This window comes from Almyronema sp. (assembly GCF_052168255.1).
GTDB lineage: Bacteria > Cyanobacteriota > Cyanobacteriia > Phormidesmidales > Phormidesmidaceae > Sphaerothrix > Sphaerothrix epifaneia.
This window is the reverse complement of sequence record NZ_JBQLZL010000007.1, coordinates 1-18,943: the sequence shown is the minus strand read 5'-3', so window position 1 is coordinate 18,943 and position 18,943 is coordinate 1. Positions and strand designations below refer to the sequence as shown.

Here is an 18,943-nt window from a genome sequence, read left to right as displayed (position 1 = left end):
CTTAAGGCCCGCTAAAAATCGCTTCTTCGAGATCTTTGCGGCTGAGGGAGTATTTAAAGACGCGCTGTAGGTCTTGGCCGTCCGGCCCCGCCTGCAGATAGCGAACCACGATGGAATCAATATCAAGGGCTAAGTCGGCAGCCCATTCAGCCCGTTGCAAATGCCAGCAATGGAGTTCGGCAGCATCTTGCTGACAACCTTTAGAGACAAGCCATTGCTCAATGTCAGGTAGCGGGTGGTTATAGAGAGGTGTATCGGCTGAGGGTAAGGTCATTACGGGGCGGTTAACGGCATGGTTAGGCTTGAGAGTTTAGAGCGGGTTGATTGAGTTTGGCATCTGTCACTGGAGCAAGTTTATCGCTATCGGCCTCTATTTCGCTAACCTTCTCTGAAGGGCGATAATCGTCTGCCGGACTTTCAAGCGGCGGCTCAGGGGCTGAAAAGTTGGCTGATGAAGCAGCCAAAGCTGAGTCTGGCGGAGACTTTAGGTTAATAGACGACTCTAGTGGCAGTGGGGTCGTTGCTGGATCATTTGCGGTATTGAGCGAAGTTGGGTCAATTTCAAGAACCAAATCGGGCGGTACCAGAGGTTCCAAAGCCAATTCTCCCTGGGTCAACCCAATTGCAATTACCAAGACCAAGCAGGCTGCAAACGTTAGCCCTAAGATAAACAGGGCAAAGATCTCTCCGGCTGACAAAGGCCGATCGGTGGGGTCTAAGTAAGCGCTGGTGGTTTGGCGGGGGCGATCGCGAGAGACGGGCTGATTGAGATCGCGGGGAGCTTGCATGACTCGTAGCCGCGAATAGCCAATTTTGTAATCGTAGGCTAGTCGTCGTTCGGGGCTGCTTAAGGTGGCGTAGGCTTCGTTGAGTTCTTGAAACTTCGACGTGGCAATCGCAGGGGGCAAAGTGGTGGTGTCGGGATGATAGCGCTTGCTGAGATCGCGGTAGGTACGCCGAATGTCTTGCACTGAAGCCCCTGGCTTCAGGCCGAGCAAGTCATAGAAGTTCGTGGTTTGCAGACGATTAGGCTCTGGCATGCGATCGCAAGCCCTCACACGGCAGCAGCTAGATCAGCGCGGGTCAAACGAATTTGGGCTAGGGTAAAAACGACCGGAATGATTCGGCCATAGTTAGTGGCGATCGCTCGCCAGCCCAAATCTACCAAAAAGTAAGTCCACAGCGCTGGCCCCAGGCAAGCAAACAAGCCGCGTACGGCTCCATAGCGAGCCGCATTAAGCGCCATGCCGCGTGAGGCTAACTGCAAAGCCGCTCGGTTTTGCAACTGGAAAGCGGCAGCGGTGCCGCCCTTAAGCAAAGCTTGTTTGGCCAATTGATAGCGGGTGAGATGTAAGACAAACTGCTGGGCAATTTGCTGCATCAGCCAAGGTCTTACCACCGAAGTAACCGCCAAAGCACTGCTGCCAGTAACTAAAAGGCTCAGGGGATCTTGCTGTAAAGATCGAGGAAGCTGATGGAATTGAGGGGATTGATCAATGGCTTGGCGAGTTTTGCCCCGCAGGATTTGTTGTTGCTTCGGGGGGAGCTGTTGCCAAGTTTTTTCTAGCAAAGCGAGAAATAGCTCAGCTTCTAAATCGGCGGTTGATAGGGTTGGTACAAAGGAAATCTTTAAGTAACGGCAAATCTGGACTAAAATTTGCCGATAGCTCAAGCGATCGCTGCGACGCTGTAGCACCGTTAAGCCATCGGCTGCTAAAAAGCGAAAGCGAGCTTCGATGCGATCGATCCATTCGCGCCGATCCGCACACTGAACGGCTGCTGGATCAGCCCAGAAATAATCTATCGGATTAAACTTGGGACGAAAAAGAATATCGCTTAGACTTTGCAGCTCTTCATCGGTTGCTAGGTCTAGGGCAGATCGCAGCTCGTTCACGTCTTGATACCCTTATGCGTGAAGTATTCTGACCCCTATTTTACACAGGTCTTTGAGATTCAACCGCAGAGACATTGAGAGAACAGCATGACTGAGATTGTCGTTGTCGGTGCAGGTCTAGCCGGACTCGTTTGTGCTCAGCAGCTCGCCCAAGCCGGATATCGGGTTAGCGTTTTAGAAAAATCTCGCGGATTGGGGGGGCGCTTAGCTACCCGCCGCCTGCAAAATACCTGTGCTGATCAGGGGACGCGATCGCTTCAGGCTGATAGCGAACTTTTGCGATCGCTGATTGCTCATTTAGTGCCAATCGATATTTTGCAGCCTTGGTCAGCCCAAGCTTATCGCTGGCAAGCTCAGCAGTTGGTAGCTAGCCAGTCCTCCGCTCATTACAGTGCGCCTCAGGGGATTACAGCGGTGGCTAAGTTTTTGGCAAAGGGTTTGACGATTCAGCGCCAGTGCCGGGTGATAGCTCTCTCCAGAGAAGCCGATACCTGGCAACTACAAATTCAAACCCCGGATGCGGTAACCGCTTTAACCGCTAAGGTCGTTGTTCTGGCGATCCCGGCTCCTCAGGCTTTAGACTTGCTTAAGCCTTTAAGGGCAGAAGTTGTCAGCACTGATGCGATCGCAGCGCTTGAGCAAATCAGGTATTGGCCGTGTTTGAGCGTGATAGCAGGGTATCCGCCCCATTGCTTTGGCCAATTTGGGGCATTGCCTTTGCCGGGATGGTGGGTTGAATTCACCAACGATGCTGATTTGGCCTGGGTTGGCCTAGAAAGCAGCAAGCGCCCTGAGGCTGATTTTCCGCTCATCGTGTTGCAGAGCAGTACAGCGTTTGCGCAAGCCTATGGGGAGACAACAGACTTACTTGCTACGGGTAAACAATTGTTGCAAAGCGCGGCTGGGCGCATTTTACCCTGGCTCAGCCAACCCGACTGGCTACAAGGGCACCGCTGGCGCTATGGATTTGTCGCCCAACCCCAGGTGGAACCTTTGCTAACGCTAGCAGCCGACCCCTGGTTGTTGATCTGTGGTGATGGACATGGGGGGGCGGGGGTAACGGCGGCATTGCAATCAGGCTTCGCCACGGCTGATAGCCTCAACCAGCAACTGGAGCAGCGATCGCTCTTAGCCCCATCAGAGCTGTGGCAGCACTTATAGCTACAGGCAGAAGACAGCAGGCAGAGGTCAAATGGAAGCTTTTCTGTCAATGGCTTCTAGCAATTTGAGCCGCTTACCTCTGGTGGCTACAGCGATAGCGCTATGAAAGCCAATTGAGTTCATTGAACTAGCATTTGGCCAAAAAAGAGGATCTGCATTAATACAGATCCTCTGGGTCTTTTATTTTTGAGAGAGATAGGCGACGGATGAACTTACAAAGACTGCAAGGTTCCTTCCGTAGAATCTTCGCGCGGTTGCGCAGGGGCGCGGAAAGCTTCTTCTAAAGAAGCTACATTCCCGGCAATGTTTGTTTCTGTCTCGGCTGCTTCAATTACGGGCATTTCTTGCCAACAATCGGTGCAGAGCCAGTAAGGCCCGCTATTGCGCATGTGACGTAACAAAACGTTTCCACAACAGGGACAGGTTCGGTTATTCATTACACCTGATCTCCAAAGTTAGTTAAATCGGTTTACCTTAAAGAGAAACTGCTGGAATAGGTGCGTAGGTCGGCAGTAGGCGTTGTTTATCTAGCACCTTGCGGTAGGCAGCTTCATATTTATCTACCATTCGACCCGCGCTAAAGTGACGCATGACTAACTCACGGCAGTTTCGACGATTCAGGCTATCCACTTTTAATACTGCCTCAGCCATCTGATCAAAACTGTTGCAAATGAACCCTGTCTTGCCAGAGACAATCACCTCTGGTACAGAGCCTCGGTTCATCGCGATCACAGGCGTTCCTGTAGCCATTGACTCAATCATGATCAACCCGAAAGGTTCTTCCCAAGTTATGGGAAACAAAGTGGCTACAGCATCGCTCAAAAGGGTGATCTTGCTCGCGTGGTCTACTTCTCCCAGGTATTCTATAGCGTGCCCATCTAGGTGGGGCAAAACGGCCTGTTCAAAAAAGGCGCGATCAATTTCGTCTACTTTTCCGGCCAGCTTCAGCGGTAACCCGGTGCGTTGAGCGATCGCGATGGCATGGTGAGGGCCTTTTTCGGGCGAAAGCCGACCCAAAAAGGCTAAATAGGGGCGATCGCTAGCGATAGTTCCCCCAGGCATATCAGCCGCTGCTCCTTCGCAGTGGCTTTCCCTGTTTTCAGCAGCAGCCTTAAAGGGGTAACGTTCTGGGTCAATGCCGTTGTGAATGGTGCGAATGTAGTTGAGATCTAAGTTGGCGGGGCGCTGAGCGTCACTGATGCTGATGAAATTGTGATGCCGATAGCGGCTACAAAGCTCAGAAAATTCGGGGGTTAGCGGGCCGTGTAGCGTGTAAAGCGTTGGAATCCCCAGCGATTCTGTGAGTTCGAAGGGGGGTACCCAGTTGTGAAAATGTACCAAATCAAACTGGGAGGCTAGCGATCGCACGCGATCGAGCTGAATTTTTTCGGCAGCGGCAGCACTGATGGCGGGATTGAGCCGAACTGCCTGTGGTACAACGGCTTCGAGCCGCGCCAATGTGTGTGAATCTCCCGAAGCAAACAGAGTAACTTGGTGGCCTCGCCGTACCAGTTCATCGGTCAAGAGGCCAACGACTAGTTCGATTCCGCCATAGCCCGTAGGGGGAACTGGCTCCCATAAAGGAGCAACTTGAGCAATCCGCATACTTAAAACCTCCTAAAGAGTCGAAGCGTCAGAGAGGGGGTTAATGGTTGGTTGCTGATAAAAATCTCCAAGCACAAAATGGCTAACTGCTATCAAATACTTTACCAATCTCAACAAAAGGATCGAGATAACAGCATTCCTGTCTAAAAAGTTCACATTAGCTTTACAAAAATGCCAAGTTCGGCTTTCCGAACTCAAAGGATGAAACCTAGCTTTGCGGGTTGAGGGGAAAATTCTGGCCGTAGCTGCCAGCTCAGTGACGCCCACCTGCGATTACAGGCTAGTCTGGAGAGACTAACTTGCACCTGAACTGGATGAAAAGGGAGGACAGGTTAGTTTTAGTTTGACCTGCTTTTTAAATTTTGTCTGTATCAGAAGTTTTTCAGATGACCTCTCCAGCTTTTGCGCTTGCTTCTCCGTTGCCACCCAAGCTGACTTTGTTGAGTATGTTTCGCTTGGGCTTGTTTCAAATGGGTCTGGGTTTGCTGTCTTTGCTGACGTTGGGTGTACTCAACCAGGTGATGATTTCTGAATTGCAAATTCCGGGAACGCTGGCGGCAGGGGCGATCGCGATGTATCAGTTTGTGGCTCCTGCCAGAGTGTTATTTGGTCAGCTTTCGGATGCTCGTCCGCTGGGGGGGTATCACCGGACGGGGTATATCTGGCTGGGGCTGATTTTGCAGGCTTTTTGTCTGTTTGCCGCTGTTCAGGTCGTTTGGCGACTTGGCGCGAGTGCGGCTTTGGGCTGGGGCTGGCAGACATATGGTTGGGTTGGCCTTTTGGCTTTGATGTTTGCCTTTTATGGTTTGTGCATTAGTGCTAGCTCTACCCCGTTTACGGCGCTTTTGGTGGATGTTTCCGACGAAGACAACCGCTCTAAGCTGGTGGGGATCGTTTGGGCCATGCTGATGGTAGGCATTGTGGTGGGGGCGGTGGTCGGCCAGAAAATGCTGGAGGGGATCGCACCGGGGGAGTTGCAAAGTGCCATCAACCGTTTGTTTATTACCTTTCCGATTGCGGTTTGTGGTTTGGGGATCGTGGCAACTTTGGGCATTGAGAAAACCTATTCGCGCTATGCGAGTCGGTCTTCTCTGCGCGATCGCGAAGATCAAATCACCTTAGGGCGATCGCTGCGCATCTTAATGGCCTCGCGCCAAACCGGGATCTTCTTTGGCTTTTTGCTGCTGATGACTATCAGCTTGTTTTTGCAGCAGCCTGTCCTCGAACCTTATGCCCGCGAAGTTTTTCAAATGAGCATTGGCGAAAGCGCCGGACTCAATCAGTTTTGGGGATACGGTATTCTCGCTGGTATGGGCATTTCGGGTTTTTGGGTCGTGCCGCGTCTGGGCAAGCAACGGACAGCGCAACTGGGCTGTCTACTGACTTCGTTTTGCTTTGGGCTGGTGATTTTATCGGGTCTGTCTCAAAGTCAGGTGTTGCTCAAAAGTGCGGTGATGCTGTTTGGCTTGGCTTCTGGCATTTTGACGAACGGGGCTGTTAGCCTCATGCTGGATCTAACGGCGGCGGAAACGGCGGGTACTTTTGTGGGGGCTTGGGGGTTAGCGCAGGCGTTGGCGCAGGCGAGTGCTACGCTGATTGGCGGTGCTTTGTTAGATATTGGACGTCAGGTTTTTAGCCAAACTTTTTTGGCCTTTGCCCTGGTTTTCTTTTGTGAGCTAGTCGGCATGTTGTTAGCGTTTAGCTTGCTCAGCCAGGTGAATGTGCAGGAGTTTCGCCTGCGATCTAGTAAAGCGATCGCCTCGGTTTTAGAAGCAGAGTTAGAGTAAGCACGTTATGGGTGACTTTTGGCAAGAAATTGTTGACTTTGCAGAAACAACCACTGCTGTGGTGGGTCAGCAGCTTCTAGCAGATTTTGGACAGGCTACGGCTACGGAAAAAGCGGATGGCAGCCTGGTGACGCAGTCTGACCAGTGGGCTGACGGGGCTTTGAGAGAGGCGATCGCCCAGGCTTATCCTGACCACGGTGTCCTCAGTGAAGAAGTGGCTCATATCTTTCCTGAAACAGACTGGTGCTGGATTATTGACCCCATCGACGGCACCACAAATTTCACTCGAGGCGTGCCGCTGTGGGGCATTTCTCTGGGATTGCTTTACCGGGGTACCCCTGTTTTTGGGCATGTTCGCATGCCGCCTTTGCAACAGTCGTTTTATGGTTTTTGGTACGGCCATTCTGGGCTGACGGGGCCAACCGGAGCCTTCCTCAATCATCAGCCTGTGCGGGTAAGTGAGGCTGAGCCGTCGGGGAATCAATTTTTTAGCTTGTGTGCCCGTAGCACGGGGGTATTACAGCAGCCATTTCCCTGCAAAATTCGTATGCTGGGCGTTGCTACCTACAATTTGCTAACCGTTGCTGCCGGGATCGCCCTTGGTGGGGTAGAAGCGACGCCTAAAATTTGGGATATTGCGGCAGTTTGGGCAATTGTGCAAGCGGCGGGGGGGCAATGGATAGCGCTGGAGCCTGCGCCAATTTTTCCGCTGCAGCCCGGACAAAACTACCAGAACCGGGCTTTCCCAACGCTGGTAGCTAGTCGGCCAGCGCTGGTGTCTGTCTTTCAGCCTTATGTAGAATTTTTAGGGCGATCGCCGCAAGCTTGAAAAAGCGCTTAGCTAGCTATATTCAACCTGTGAATACGGGCAGCAATCTAGAGCGTACCAACGAACGGCCAGGTAGTTAGCACAAAGACAACAACAGCCGCGATCGCCAGCACCCCATCGACTAGGTTGCCCACTACCAAACCCACAACGGTGCCAACGCTTGCTTTGAAAGCGACACGAACCCGTTCACTTGAATCTAGTTGACTGCGGTAAAGATATTCCCCAATAAAAGCGCCTATAAAAGGGCCAAAGAGGGCACCTAGCACCGGGCCACCAAGGGGTAAGGCTGGTAAGAGTCCTACCACGCCAGCCACTAGGCCAATAATGGCACCAAACAGCCCCCAACGGCTGGCTCCAAAGCGTTTGGCTCCCCAAAAAGTTGCCAAAAATTCAACGGCTGCACTCAAAACCAGTAGCACAAAAACAACGACAATCGCCCAGGTAATGCCTGCAAAGTTGGTCGCCAGCGCCCACACCAAAATAGCCGCCAAAATCAAGCTAGCACCAGGCATACCGGGAACCAACTCGCCAATGGCTCCCACCAGCATAATGGCAACCAAAATCCAGTAGAGCACAGTTAAGTCCATAGCTTCACCTCAAGGTGGGTTAGCGCAGTCGAGGGCTGACAGTTTGAGCAAAGGTCTGATCGCCTTCTTCTAACTCAGGCGGAACGCCGCTGGGAAAAGTTTCATCAATTAAGGCTGTCAAACGCTGAATACGATTGTCTGGATTGGGGTGAGTGCTGAGAAATTCGGGCGGACTAGCGCCCCCTTGAGATTCGTTGAGAATGCCCATTAGCTCAACAATTCCCTCTGGGTTGTAACCTGCTTCTACCATAAACTGAAAGCCCAGGCGATCGCTTTCTAACTCATCTTCACGTCCGTAGCGCAAATTCACCAATTGGTTAATCGCCTGCGCCAAAATAGCGGCCTGACGCGCTTGCTCTGGCGTGTCGCTCACGGTAATACCAACCACATTAACCAGCAAAGCCCCTAGCTGCTGACGGGCTAAGTGTTCAGCGCCGTGTCGAGCCACAACATGCCCGACCTCGTGCCCTAGCACCCCTGCCAGTTGAGACTCAGCTTGCAAACGGCTGAGCAGAGCGGCGGTGATAAAAATTTGTCCCCCTGGCAAGGCAAAGGCATTAACGGTTTCTGGATCTTGCAGGAGGTGAAACTCAAAGGGGTAAGGCGCTTGGCTGGCGGCAGACTGCTGCACGACGGCCTGACCCACCTGATCAATGTAAGCTTGGAGTTGGGCATCTGGGTATAGCCCGCCATATTCGGCAGCCATTTCTTGACTGGCCTGCTGACCTAAAACAATTTCTTGCTGTGGCGTTAGGCGGATGCGTTGGGTTTCGCCAGTGATGGGATTGTCTGAAACACTGGTGAAATAGCTGATCAACCCAAATAGCCCGAATAGCAGCCCAATGACCAAACGGATCAGAAGTTTGCTCACGCCAGTTTTGCCCAGTTTTGCAACGATACAACCTGGCGCAAAGTATACGCTATTGCGTTAATCTGTGGATCACTCTTTTGAGAGGTGAGGGCGATGTCTAGCGAAAGGTCTGTCAAATAGCCGATCCTAAAGGGAGCTTTGCCTGATAAGGTCTGAAGTAATTTCACTATGGCGCTTATTTCAGCATGACCACTCGGCTAGAAACCGCTCAACAGCTTCAGCAAGACTTGCAGAACTTTGTGCTTGAGGCGGAAGGGGAATTGGCCGTTGCCCTAGAAACGTATGCGGCTGAACAACTCAGGGGTCGCAGCTCGGATGCCTATCAGCAAGACCTCGTCATGGCGGCGTTTCCGTCAGAGGGATGGGTGGGCGATCGCACGCCAATTGATCTTTATATTGCCGCGCATCCTGATTTAACGGCTGAAGCGCGATCGCTGTTGCAAGAATGGCATCGTAGCTTTTTAGGGCTGTTTGTCATTCAGGCACAAGCGGCAGACGAACTAGAGCTGATGAATTGGCTAACCGCTAAGCATTACAAAGTAGTGGTAGGAGATGCCATCGAAGCGGCTCAACGGCGACGCTTGCAGCCCGGAGAAATTTTGCTAACGCGCCTATCGCCGCTAGACGACGCCCGCTGGATGCTGAGTGGCCCCTGCATTTTCAAAGGCAAGTTAGGCAAACCTAAGCTAGCGGTGGTGGTGGGTGAATTTAAAGACAATTACCGTTCGTCTCTTTATAGTGATGCCCCGGATTTATTGGAAGAAGCTTGGCAGTCAGTGCAAAAGTATCATGACGAGTTTCTAGACTTTTTTCAAACTGACGAAGTGACGCTATCTGGGTATGAACTCAACAAAAAAATTCAGGATTTTCAAACGGTAAGTTCGCAAAAGCGACTAGCAGAAGCAGGCATTGATCAAAACAAGTCGCTGGCGGAGATGGCAGAGGAAGCGGGCTTAGAAGACGCCGATATTGAAGCGATGTCTGACTCGTTAGGCATTGGAGCCAATGTGATTGCAAAAACCATCAAAAATACTCAAGCCAGCAAAATGGTTATGCCTAAAGTTGAGTTGCCTTCGCATCTGAAGCGGGCTGAACGAGTAACTGTGCTGGCCGATCCTCGGTGGGGGCAGCAGTTTGTTCTCAGCTATGGCAAGTTTGCAGACCTGCTCAAGGCGGATACGAAAGATGCAGAAGCCGCTCAAACCTTAGCCCTACAGTGGCTCAAAGATCCTGAAATTACTGCGTTTGTCTGGTATCGTCTGGCGCAGCAATATCCAGAAGCTGTGGAGGCTGTTTTGCAGCAAGCTCTCGATCGCCCTGAGTTCAAGCTCGCTGAACTAGATACGTTGCTGCAAGAATTTGGTAAACGCACAACCCCAGAACTGCCTGAGATTGCCAGCGTACCGATACATCTACACAATTTGTTTCAAGAAGCGATCGCTGAACTGGATCAACCCAAGAGCAAAAAGAAAGCTAAAAAAGCTAAAGCTAAAGGGTTTCAATAATCAAAGATCTGAAAAAAGTTCAAGGCTAACATTTTTAACGAAACTTGAGAACTTTGAAGCTAATCGAGGAGAATTAGATCAGGTTTAGAGGCCAACAGAAAAGCAGCCAGCCGTTTAACTACAGCTAAATTAATGGCAATGCCTATCTGTTCTTGCTTAGCCAAGGGCTGTTTTTCCTATGCGATCGCTGCAGAAGTTTAAGCCACATCAAAACGTTGCTGATGTGACTACCTGGCTTCTCCAGAGGCAGACAACTAAAATCCTTTATTTTTTTAGCGTCGTAAAACTCAACCTTTCGTCTAGGTCTAGCTATATCTACTGGCAGACGCGACGCCAACCTGGATTTTATAAGCTAAGAGCAAGGATGAAACAGCCCATCAAAACTATAGTCAAAGGAGCCAAAATTTATGAATATTTTAGCGTGGATCGTTTTAGGTTTAATCGCTGGTGCTATCGGTAAAGCCATCTACCCAGGACATCAAGGTGGCGGTATTTTAGCCACACTGTTGTTGGGTATTGTTGGTGCTTTCATCGGGGGTACGCTAGCAACATTGCTAACCACGGGGAGTCTACAGTTCACAGCAGCTACACTAAGCATTCCAGGAATTATCTTGGCCATTGTGGGTGCCATTATTGCTATCTTCCTGTGGGGTCTAATCAGCCGTCGGACTGCTTAATTTGAAAGCTACAGTCATTTTCTAGTCTCTGTCTCTCTCAAGGCTAACTAGTTATAGAATCCTTGCTGCTGTCTTTGCAGCAGGGATTTTTTGTCTCTTTAATCTGCTTGTTTTGTCGCCCAGTTTGAGCTAGTAATGAATCAAAAACTTCATCTCATTTTTAATCCTGTTGCGGGTCAAGGAGAGGCCGAAGCCGAGCTTTCAGAGATTTGCTCAGCGTTGCAGTCTAAGTTTGAGCTAACGGTTTATCAAACCACGCCTGATGAAGAAGCTGATTTTCTGGCGCACAAGGCGGTTGAGCAAGGGGCTAAATTAATTGTGGTTTCCGGCGGAGATGGTACCGTTTCTTCGGTAACTTCGGCTTTGCTCAATAGCGATGTCTGCTTAGGCATTATTCCACGCGGAACTGCAAATGCTTTTGCCAAAGCTTTGAGTATTCCTGAAAATATATCGGCTGCGTGTGAGGTAATTTTGAGCGGATCTGAGCAAAAGCTAGACATGGCTCTTTGCAATGATCGACCCATGCTGTTGTTAGCAGGCGTTGGTTTTGAAGCGAAAACAATTGAACGAACCGATCGCGAAGCCAAAAACAAGCTAGGTTCTTTAGCTTATTTAGTTTCTGGACTGCGTGAACTCAAAGATTTCGATCGCTTTGAGGTCAAAATTGAAACGGAATCGGGTCAAATGCAAACCACAGCCGCCGCCGTAACCGTGGCTAACGCAGCCCCAGCAACTTCAGTGCTGGCGCAAGGCCCAGACCAAATCGAGGTAGATGATGGTCTATTAGATATTACGATCGTGGCACCCGAAAGCATTTCGGATGCGATCGCGGCTTCTTATGAACTCTTGCGATCGGCCATTACCAATGATCATGCTCAGCTGGAAAATATTGGTCATTTTCGAGCCAAGCAGGTCAAAATCATCACCCAGCCTCCTCAAAAAGTGGTGTTAGATGGTGAAATGATCGGTCAAACTCCGATTGAAGTACAGTGTTTGCCCAACAATCTGACTGTGCTGGTACCTGAATCGACTGCTAGCGAAACCGCCGAAAAATTTCAAAAAAAAAGTACCCGCGTCACCTTAGCTAACAAGATGCGCGACTGGTGGCAATCTTGGACGGAGGAAGCCTGAGCCAGCTTATTCTTAACCCCGTCTTTGGTCAGTTTAGAAAAGAAGGGGGCCAAGTGGCTCAATCTGCAAAAAGCCAAAGTTTGACCCTAGCTTGAATTTCAGTGGGGTAAGGGCTTGTGCAAGCCAACTCTACTGCCCAAAACGCTCGTCTTGCAAAAGCCAAAATCCGGTGTAAGTGACGCCTGTATCATCGGGTTGAACCAACAAAAAGTGCAGTCCTTGGCTTTGCTGTTTGCGTTGTTCAAAATTACGCGCTGCGATCGCTACTTCGTTGTCTTCAAAGGTTTCAATAATCCAGCGATCGACCAAACCCGCTTCTAAAATGAGTCCATCGGGGCTACCAGCAATGTAGTTAAGCGAGACGGGTGGCGCTGACTGGAGCCACAACGCTAGCGGCATTGACTGCCGTCCACCATCAATCACAATCCCCGGTAGCAACGTAGTGCTAGCTAACCCCAGCGATAGGGGCTGTAAGTCAGTAGGGATCTCCAGAACCGGAATTGGCTCATCGCTGAAGCTCTCAATGTCTTGAGCCGCGATCGCTGCAAACCGCCACCGATCGCCCCAGAGATTTTCGGATAGCGGTACTGGCGGCGGTCGATCGAGTGCTAGCGGTTCATAGGCTTCACCGCTATAGTTGGCCAGCGAGGGGTACCACTGGCTACGCTGCAACAGCCAGCGCTTGAGCGCTAACGTGCGTCGGGTCGCTTTTACGGGAATGCCTAGCGCTTGGCTGGCTGTCTGCAGCAGACTCAAACACTGCGGACGAAAAACGGCGATCGCTTCCGGTTTTTGCGGCGCTTTTTTGCAAGCGATCGCTAGCTGCGCTTCTAGCCAAGCGGCATTGGCCTGTGATTGTGTACAGGTGGCTCCAAAAGTAAAGGCCAATGTGCAATCGCAAATCAAAAGCTCCCAGAGCGGTTGCCCCTCTGGGCCAGAGAGCGGTCGTCGATAGAAGTCAGCTTGCCACAGGGTCATTGTTTAAGAAACGGCACTGGCCAAAATTGGCTCTGATTCGATTGGGGTTTCCGGCGCATAAATTTGAGCGACGTACTCAGCCACCATGCGATCGCTGTTGAAAACGGGCGCACAGGTACGAATAGAGGCTTTCATCATTCGCACCCAGCCTTTGGGAATACCCTGACCGTTGCGATCGTAATAGAGACGAGCCATATCCTTTTGCAAGATATCGTAGAGAGAATCCGCATCAATTTGATCTTGAACCACCTGATCGCTGGTACCCATGTCTTCGCCAATGGTCCAGCCGTTGATGCCACGGCCACTGGCATCTTCCTGGTAGCCTTCACACCACCAGCCATCTCTGACGCTACAGTTAATGCCGCCATTGAGCGCGACTTTCTGGCCGCCTGTGCCAGAGGCTTCTAGCGGACGACGGGGATTATTGAGCCAAACATCGACTCCTTGAATCAGCATTTTGGCGGTATACATGTCGTAATCTTCGATAAAAGCCACGCGATCGCGCAGCGCCGGATGACGACACCACTCCATTAGCCGCTGAATAATGCGCTTCCCTTCATCATCAGCCGGATGCGCCTTGCCCGCAAAAATAAGCTGAATAGGACGCTTGGCATTGGATAAAATTCGTACCGAGCGGTGTAAATCTTTAAAGATGAGATATCCCCGCTTGTAGGGGCTAAAGCGGCGGGCAAAGCCAATCGTCAGCGTTTCTGGGTTGAGCAAGTGATTAACAGCCGCAATATCGGAAGCGGCTTCCCCCCGCGCCTGCCGTGCTTGCCGCACTTTGGATCGGGTATAGGCGATCAGGCGTTCTTTCAAAATGCAGTGACGCTTCCACAGTTGCTCATCAGAAATAGCATCAATCTGCGCCCAAATCTCTTTATCAGAAATCCGCTGCGACCATTCTTTGCCTAGGTATTGATCATATAAATCTGCCATCAGCGGAGCAGCCCAGGTTCGCGCATGAACCCCGTTGGTGACGTGACCAATGGGAACCTCCGCCTCTTCTCGCTCTGGGTAGAGAATGCTCCACATTTGCCGTGAGACTTCACCGTGGCGCTGGCTGACGCCATTGGCCGATCGCGTCATACGCAAAGCCAACACTGTCATGCTAAACGGTTCCCAAGGATCGCCGAGCCGTCTGGCACCGAGGGCTAAAAACTGCTCTCTTGAAAGCCCTAAAAGCGGCCAGTAATCGGCAAAGAAAGAGTCCATCATATCTGCCGAAAACAGGTCATTGGCATTGGCTACTGGCGTATGAGAAGTAAACACCGCCCGCGATCGCACCCGGTCTTCAACGTCGTAGAAAGAATAACCTGCTAGCTCCATTTCGGCGCGGGCAATCTCTAAGAGGGCAAAGGCGGCGTGTCCTTCGTTGAGGTGATAAACCGAAGGCTCAATTTCCAGCACTTGTAAAATGCGAATGCCACCGATGCCCAGCAGTACCTCCTGAGCCATGCGGGTTTCTTGATTGCCGCCATAGAGGTGTCCGGTGAGTGAGCGATCGACTGGATCGTTGTCTTCGCGATCGGTATCTAAAAGGTATAAGTTGACGCGACCAATGCGGGCCAGCCATACCTGCACTCTGACGATGCGCTGCCGAATTTGCAGTTTGATCGTGACGGGTTGACCGAATTCATCGCGAACCAGCTCCAATGGCATGTGTTCAAAGTTGTTGTTGTCGTAATACTCTTTTTGCCAACCACTGCGATTGAGATGTTGGCGAAAATAGCCCTGACGATAAAGCAACCCAATCCCTATCATGGGCACACCCAGATCAGAAGCCGACTTCAGGTGATCTCCGGCTAAAACCCCCAATCCACCGCAATAAATCGGCAGCGATTCGTGAATGCCAAACTCAGTGCAAAAGTAAACCACAGGCTGATCGAGGGATAACTGCGGCGCGACTCGATGACACCAGGTTTCTTGATCGGTCAAATATGCGTCGAACTGAGCCGCCAGCGTTTCTAGGCGCTTTAAGTAGCGCGGATCTTCTGCAACTTGAGACAAGCGCTCATAGGCTACCGACTCGAGTAGCTCTACCGGATTGTGATTGCAGCGCTGCCAAATGGTTGGCTCAATCACGCTAAACAGGGAAAGCCGCTCAGGCGTCCAGCTCCACCAATAGTTGTAAGCTAAATCTGCCAGTCGCCTGAGCGGAAATGGCAACTGGGATCTCAGTTTAGAAATTGGATTCATTGGACTGGACTCCATAAAAAGGACGGTAGACGGCGATCATTACCCGTTGAGTAGCGATCGCCCTGACTGAGGGCGCTGTTTGAGGAAGGGCGCTAAAAATTTTTTGAGGATAAGAGCTAATTTAAGTGAAAGACTTTTTTCTACTGTAGAAAACGACAGGGGTGAGCGCGAAAAAATTTACACGGTAATAAAACTGATTAAATTTCCGGTAATTTACGTCAATCAATTTTGAGCTTTTACTCCAAACAGCACCGCTACTGGCTCTATTGTGAGCCTAACAAAATTCTTGGTGCTGAACCGACTCGGCAAAAGGTTGGCTGCGATCGCTTTGGCTAAGGGGGGCGTCGCTGTGGTTTAGCCTAGCGGCTGAACTGACAAAAGTAGACTGCACTCACGAAAGGCCAGAGCTTATTCGGTTATGATTGGTTGAATATCTCCAAATAGCTGTTTGAGCTGTTTGACTAACGAGGATGCAGCCGACTCAGCCATTTGCTAGCATCGAGGGCATCCTCATCGTCCTTCTTTACTCTAAGCCAGCCAACGCCTATGATTCCTGCCTTAACGCAATTTGGTGAACAGATGTCCCATCTGACCGGGGTGCGGGCCATCATGAAAGATATTATTGAAACCCTCAGAGCCGGTCAGGGCAAAGAATTCATCAATTTAAGTGCAGGAAATCCGGTGATTTTGCCAGAAGTTGAGCAGCTCTGGCGCGATTGCACCGCTGACTTGCTAGCCAGTCACGAATATGGTGAGGTTGTCTGTCGCTACGGGTCTAGCCAGGGCTATCGTCCCCTGATTGATGCGGTGATTAATGACTTTAATCAGCGCTATGGACTCAATCTCAGCGATCGCAATATCTTAATCACCCCTGGCAGTCAGGCGCTTTACTTTTACGCGGCCAATGCCTTGGGCGGGTACACAACCGAAGGACACCTCAAGCAGATTGTGTTGCCCCTGAGTCCTGACTATACGGGCTATGGCGGTGTAACGCTGTATCCCGAAGCCCTCAGAGCCTACAAGCCAACGTTAGATCTAGGGTTTGAGCCGCATCGATTTAAGTACCGACCTGACTTTAGCCAGCTAGAAATTACTGAGCAAACGGGGTTTGTGCTGTTTTCGCGCCCTTGTAACCCCACAGGTAATGTTTTAACGAACGAAGAAGTTCAGAAAATTGCTGCTCTGGCTACGCCTCACAATATTCCGGTTTTAATCGATTCAGCTTATGCTCCCCCGTTTCCGGCGCTGAATTTTACCGAAATGGCTCCTTTGTTTGGGTCAAACTTAGTTCACTGCATGAGCCTTTCTAAGGCTGGCTTACCCGGTGAGCGCATTGGCATCGCTTTGGGAGACGAGCGCATTATTCAAATACTGCAGTCTTTTCAAACTAATTTGTGCATTCACTCTTCGCGCTACGGCCAAGCGATCGCTGCGCGAGCGATCGCCTCTGGGGCGCTCGCTAACATTTCAGAAACCGTCATTCGACCTCATTACCAGCATAAGTTTGCGATTCTAGAAGAGACGCTTGATCAAACAATGCCCCAGTCTGCCCCGTGGTTTTTACACCGGGGTGAAGGAGCTATTTTCGCCTGGTTATGGTTTAAGGACTTACCCGTCACTGACTGGCAGTTTTACCAAGAACTCAAGCAATATGGGGTCATTGTTGTACCGGGTAGCCCCTTCTTCCCCGGTTTGCGAGAAGAGTGGCCTCACATGCATCAGTGCATTCGCATTAGCCTAACGGCAGCTGATAGTGAAATTGTGACGGCTTTGCGCCATCTGGCTAATCTCGTCGATCGTCTCTACACTCAAACCCCCAAACCGGAGTTAGCCGTGCGGGGATAGGCAATATCATGTCTGACTGGCTGGAAATTGGCCGTATTGTAGCGCCGCAAGGGTTGCGGGGTGAGGTGCGGATTTATCCCAACAGCGATTTTCCAGAGCGGTTTTTAAACCCTGGTAATCGCTGGCTTAGGCGATCGCCCACTGCTGAACCCGTTGTTGTTGAACTGCTGGGCGGTCGCTTGATTGAAGGCAAAGGGTTGTTTGTGGTGCGGTTTGCTGGCGTTGAAACGCGTGAGCAAGCTGAAGCCTTGCGCAATAGCGTTTTGCTGGTTCCCGCAGGCGATCGCCTACCGCTAGAACCGGGCGAGTTTCATGTGGCTGATTTGATCGGGCTTAAAGTGATTGAACAAGCCAGTCAAACCGCTGTTGGTACTGTTGTAGACGTGTTTTCTGCCGGAAATGACTTATTAGAAGTGGCACTACCAGAAACGGGGATTACCGCTGCGCCTGAAGCCATAAGCCTAACCTCACCAGAAACACCACCGCCAGTTAATTCTCGTCGCAAACCCAAACGACCCAAGCCGATAAAACCTAAGACGGTTTTGATTCCGTTTGTTGAAGACATTGTGCCTGTGGTGAACCTAGAGCAGGGTTACGTAGAAATTACGCCGCCACCGGGCTTGTTAGAAGCTTAGAATACCGTGCCATCGCTTTCAATTTGAATCGGGGGTAAGCCGCCTCGTAGCTGCTTTGCTAGCTGACGCCCCGCCGTCCAAGTGCCGCCTTGTAAGACTTTAACCAGGGGAAGTTGTGTGGCGTCTAGACTAAGCTGCTGACGAATCTGGGCGGCAATTTTGTCTAGGGCAATGACCGTGAGTGCCCGCCACTCTATGATCACGGGGGAACTGGGTAAATGGCGATCGCCCATGACGCCTTCATGCTTTGGCTCTAGTAGCCCCATATCGAGACCCAGCCCGCCATTGCGGTACTCGGCTAAGCCTGTCAACTCATCTAGCTTGACAATTTCTAAACCCGCCGTTTGCAAAGGTTCTAAAAGAGAATAGGTCAACCACTGCGACAGCTTATGAAACGGCACCAAGCGATCGCTCAGCCGTTGACCTGTCAAAGCCGGGTGCGGCCAAACATCGCCTAAATTGATCCCATCTAGCTCAATCCGCCCCGGCCAAATTTCGCCTAACCCCTGCAAAACAACCGCCAGCACCTGAGCCGCTGCAATCGGCTGAGCTTGAGCCTGCAAGTAATCTACCAGATGCCCAGGCCGGGGCAGCGGCTGACCAAAAAACTCAGGATGGCTGTGCAAGGCTTGCCCCAATCGCTGTAACAAGTGCAGGCGTCCTTCCAGACCCACCAACGGATTTTGGCGGGTATGCTGCAAGCCAGTGGCCAACTGCGCTAGCGTCAACTGTTGTAAACCCACTGCATCAACCTGCCAGGGCTGGTCAGCCTCGCTAGAAAACAAACCTTGCTTAAAAAGGTTAAGACTGGCGATCGCCAAGCCTTCCGAGCGGCTAAACACCTCTGCCGTTTCTGGATCGACATACTGCCAGCGATCGCCTGCGCCCGCATCCAACAGTACGCTTACTACGGCTAAATCACACTGCATGCGGCTAATTTCTAGCGTAGAGGTGTTAGCCAGCCCCGTCAGCAAGTCATCAGCCCGCGATCGCCCCGCCACCTCAAAATGCCGCCAACGCGAATGGAACGGCACGTTTAAGTTGGGATACTGCTGCCGGGTGACCTCTAATACAAAGTCGGCAGTTGCTTCTAGTCGATCGAGCCGTACCCGAAAATGCTCTAAGCGATCGGCACAGGCTAAATCGAACAAATAGCTACAGCGATCGCGAATCGCCTGAGGGGTTTGTAAGTAGGGGAGGGGGGGCAAGAGAGGAGAGGGTGGGGAGAGGGGGACGGGG

The 18,943-nt window shown here is 51.2% G+C and carries 17 protein-coding genes and 1 pseudogene; 8 read left to right on the top strand and 10 right to left on the bottom strand.

The window, feature by feature from the left end; all coding sequences use genetic code 11:
* Position 1: 1 nt before the first annotated feature.
* The 3 genes and pseudogenes from ACTS3T_RS01410 to ACTS3T_RS01400 form a co-directional block, all read right to left on the bottom strand.
* Entirely contained in the window at positions 2 to 274 is a 273-nt protein-coding gene (locus tag ACTS3T_RS01410) for a DUF3143 domain-containing protein (protein WP_377961195.1), read from the bottom strand.
* Positions 275 to 593: 319 nt separating this feature from the next.
* Positions 594 to 1,040: pseudogene (locus tag ACTS3T_RS01405) on the bottom strand (J domain-containing protein); the annotation flags it as partial.
* Between the two features lie 14 nt (positions 1,041 to 1,054).
* On the bottom strand, positions 1,055 to 1,894 hold the full coding sequence (locus ACTS3T_RS01400; RefSeq protein ID WP_377961192.1) for a YaaW family protein: 840 nt from the start codon (positions 1,892 to 1,894) through the stop codon (positions 1,055 to 1,057).
* 87 nt (positions 1,895 to 1,981) lie between these two features.
* On the opposite strand from ACTS3T_RS01400, the gene ACTS3T_RS01395 reads away from it, so the two are divergent.
* A complete protein-coding gene (locus ACTS3T_RS01395; RefSeq protein WP_377961189.1) occupies positions 1,982 to 3,055 on the top strand; it encodes an NAD(P)/FAD-dependent oxidoreductase in 1,074 nt (357 codons plus the stop codon).
* A 212-nt stretch (positions 3,056 to 3,267) separates the two neighbouring features.
* Here the strand turns inward: ACTS3T_RS01395 and ACTS3T_RS01390 are convergent, their stop codons facing one another.
* Positions 3,268 to 3,492 (bottom strand): hypothetical protein, encoded by a 225-nt coding sequence (locus ACTS3T_RS01390; protein WP_377961186.1) that lies wholly within the window; start codon positions 3,490 to 3,492, stop codon positions 3,268 to 3,270.
* 37 nt (positions 3,493 to 3,529) lie between these two features.
* A complete protein-coding gene (locus ACTS3T_RS01385) occupies positions 3,530 to 4,660 on the bottom strand; it encodes a glycosyltransferase family 4 protein (RefSeq protein ID WP_377961184.1) in 1,131 nt (376 codons plus the stop codon).
* Positions 4,661 to 5,046: 386 nt separating this feature from the next.
* Here ACTS3T_RS01385 and ACTS3T_RS01380 point away from each other — a divergent pair, with 386 nt between their 5' ends.
* Both ACTS3T_RS01380 and ACTS3T_RS01375 read left to right on the top strand, forming a co-directional pair.
* Complete coding sequence (locus ACTS3T_RS01380) at positions 5,047 to 6,447, top strand: BCD family MFS transporter (RefSeq protein ID WP_377961181.1); 1,401 nt, start codon at positions 5,047 to 5,049, stop codon at positions 6,445 to 6,447.
* Positions 6,448 to 6,454: 7 nt separating this feature from the next.
* The gene (locus ACTS3T_RS01375) at positions 6,455 to 7,276 is read left to right on the top strand and encodes an inositol monophosphatase family protein (RefSeq protein WP_377961178.1); all 822 of its coding nucleotides are present in this window, start codon (positions 6,455 to 6,457) and stop codon (positions 7,274 to 7,276) included.
* A gap of 47 nt (positions 7,277 to 7,323) precedes the next feature.
* On the opposite strand, the gene ACTS3T_RS01370 is transcribed toward ACTS3T_RS01375, so the two are convergent.
* Together ACTS3T_RS01370 and ACTS3T_RS01365 are read right to left on the bottom strand one after the other, a co-directional pair.
* On the bottom strand, positions 7,324 to 7,863 hold the full coding sequence (locus tag ACTS3T_RS01370; RefSeq protein WP_377961176.1) for a DUF456 domain-containing protein: 540 nt from the start codon (positions 7,861 to 7,863) through the stop codon (positions 7,324 to 7,326).
* Between the two features lie 19 nt (positions 7,864 to 7,882).
* Positions 7,883 to 8,734 (bottom strand): M48 family metalloprotease, encoded by an 852-nt coding sequence (locus tag ACTS3T_RS01365; RefSeq protein ID WP_377961174.1) that lies wholly within the window; start codon positions 8,732 to 8,734, stop codon positions 7,883 to 7,885.
* A 185-nt stretch (positions 8,735 to 8,919) separates the two neighbouring features.
* On the opposite strand from ACTS3T_RS01365, the gene ACTS3T_RS01360 reads away from it, so the two are divergent.
* The 3 genes from ACTS3T_RS01360 (at position 8,920) to ACTS3T_RS01350 (ending at position 12,047) form a co-directional block, all read left to right on the top strand.
* Positions 8,920 to 10,239, top strand: a complete 1,320-nt coding sequence (locus ACTS3T_RS01360) for a hypothetical protein (RefSeq protein ID WP_377961172.1) — start codon at positions 8,920 to 8,922, stop codon at positions 10,237 to 10,239.
* Positions 10,240 to 10,646: 407 nt separating this feature from the next.
* Positions 10,647 to 10,916, top strand: a complete 270-nt coding sequence (locus tag ACTS3T_RS01355; RefSeq protein WP_377961170.1) for a GlsB/YeaQ/YmgE family stress response membrane protein — start codon at positions 10,647 to 10,649, stop codon at positions 10,914 to 10,916.
* Positions 10,917 to 11,051: 135 nt separating this feature from the next.
* Positions 11,052 to 12,047: a YegS/Rv2252/BmrU family lipid kinase gene (locus ACTS3T_RS01350; RefSeq protein WP_462934635.1), complete on the top strand. Its 996-nt coding sequence runs from the start codon at positions 11,052 to 11,054 to the stop codon at positions 12,045 to 12,047.
* Positions 12,048 to 12,176: 129 nt separating this feature from the next.
* On the opposite strand, the gene ACTS3T_RS01345 is transcribed toward ACTS3T_RS01350, so the two are convergent.
* Together ACTS3T_RS01345 and glgP are read right to left on the bottom strand one after the other, a co-directional pair.
* Positions 12,177 to 13,025, bottom strand: coding sequence for a Tab2/Atab2 family RNA-binding protein (locus ACTS3T_RS01345; protein WP_377961165.1), 849 nt, complete (start codon positions 13,023 to 13,025; stop codon positions 12,177 to 12,179).
* 3 nt (positions 13,026 to 13,028) lie between these two features.
* Entirely contained in the window at positions 13,029 to 15,224 is a 2,196-nt protein-coding gene (gene glgP, locus ACTS3T_RS01340) for an alpha-glucan family phosphorylase (RefSeq protein ID WP_377961163.1), read from the bottom strand.
* 546 nt (positions 15,225 to 15,770) lie between these two features.
* Between glgP and ACTS3T_RS01335 the strand changes: the two genes are divergently transcribed.
* Positions 15,771 to 17,069 (top strand): valine--pyruvate transaminase, encoded by a 1,299-nt coding sequence (locus tag ACTS3T_RS01335; protein WP_377961160.1) that lies wholly within the window; start codon positions 15,771 to 15,773, stop codon positions 17,067 to 17,069.
* A gap of 8 nt (positions 17,070 to 17,077) precedes the next feature.
* A complete protein-coding gene (rimM, locus tag ACTS3T_RS01330) occupies positions 17,078 to 17,704 on the top strand; it encodes a ribosome maturation factor RimM (protein ID WP_377961158.1) in 627 nt (208 codons plus the stop codon).
* Here rimM and ACTS3T_RS01325 read toward each other — a convergent pair.
* Positions 17,701 to 18,912: a URC4/urg3 family protein gene (locus tag ACTS3T_RS01325; RefSeq protein WP_462934637.1), complete on the bottom strand. Its 1,212-nt coding sequence runs from the start codon at positions 18,910 to 18,912 to the stop codon at positions 17,701 to 17,703. The two genes, rimM and ACTS3T_RS01325, sit on opposite strands and share 4 nt — an antisense overlap.
* Positions 18,913 to 18,943 lie beyond the last annotated feature (31 nt).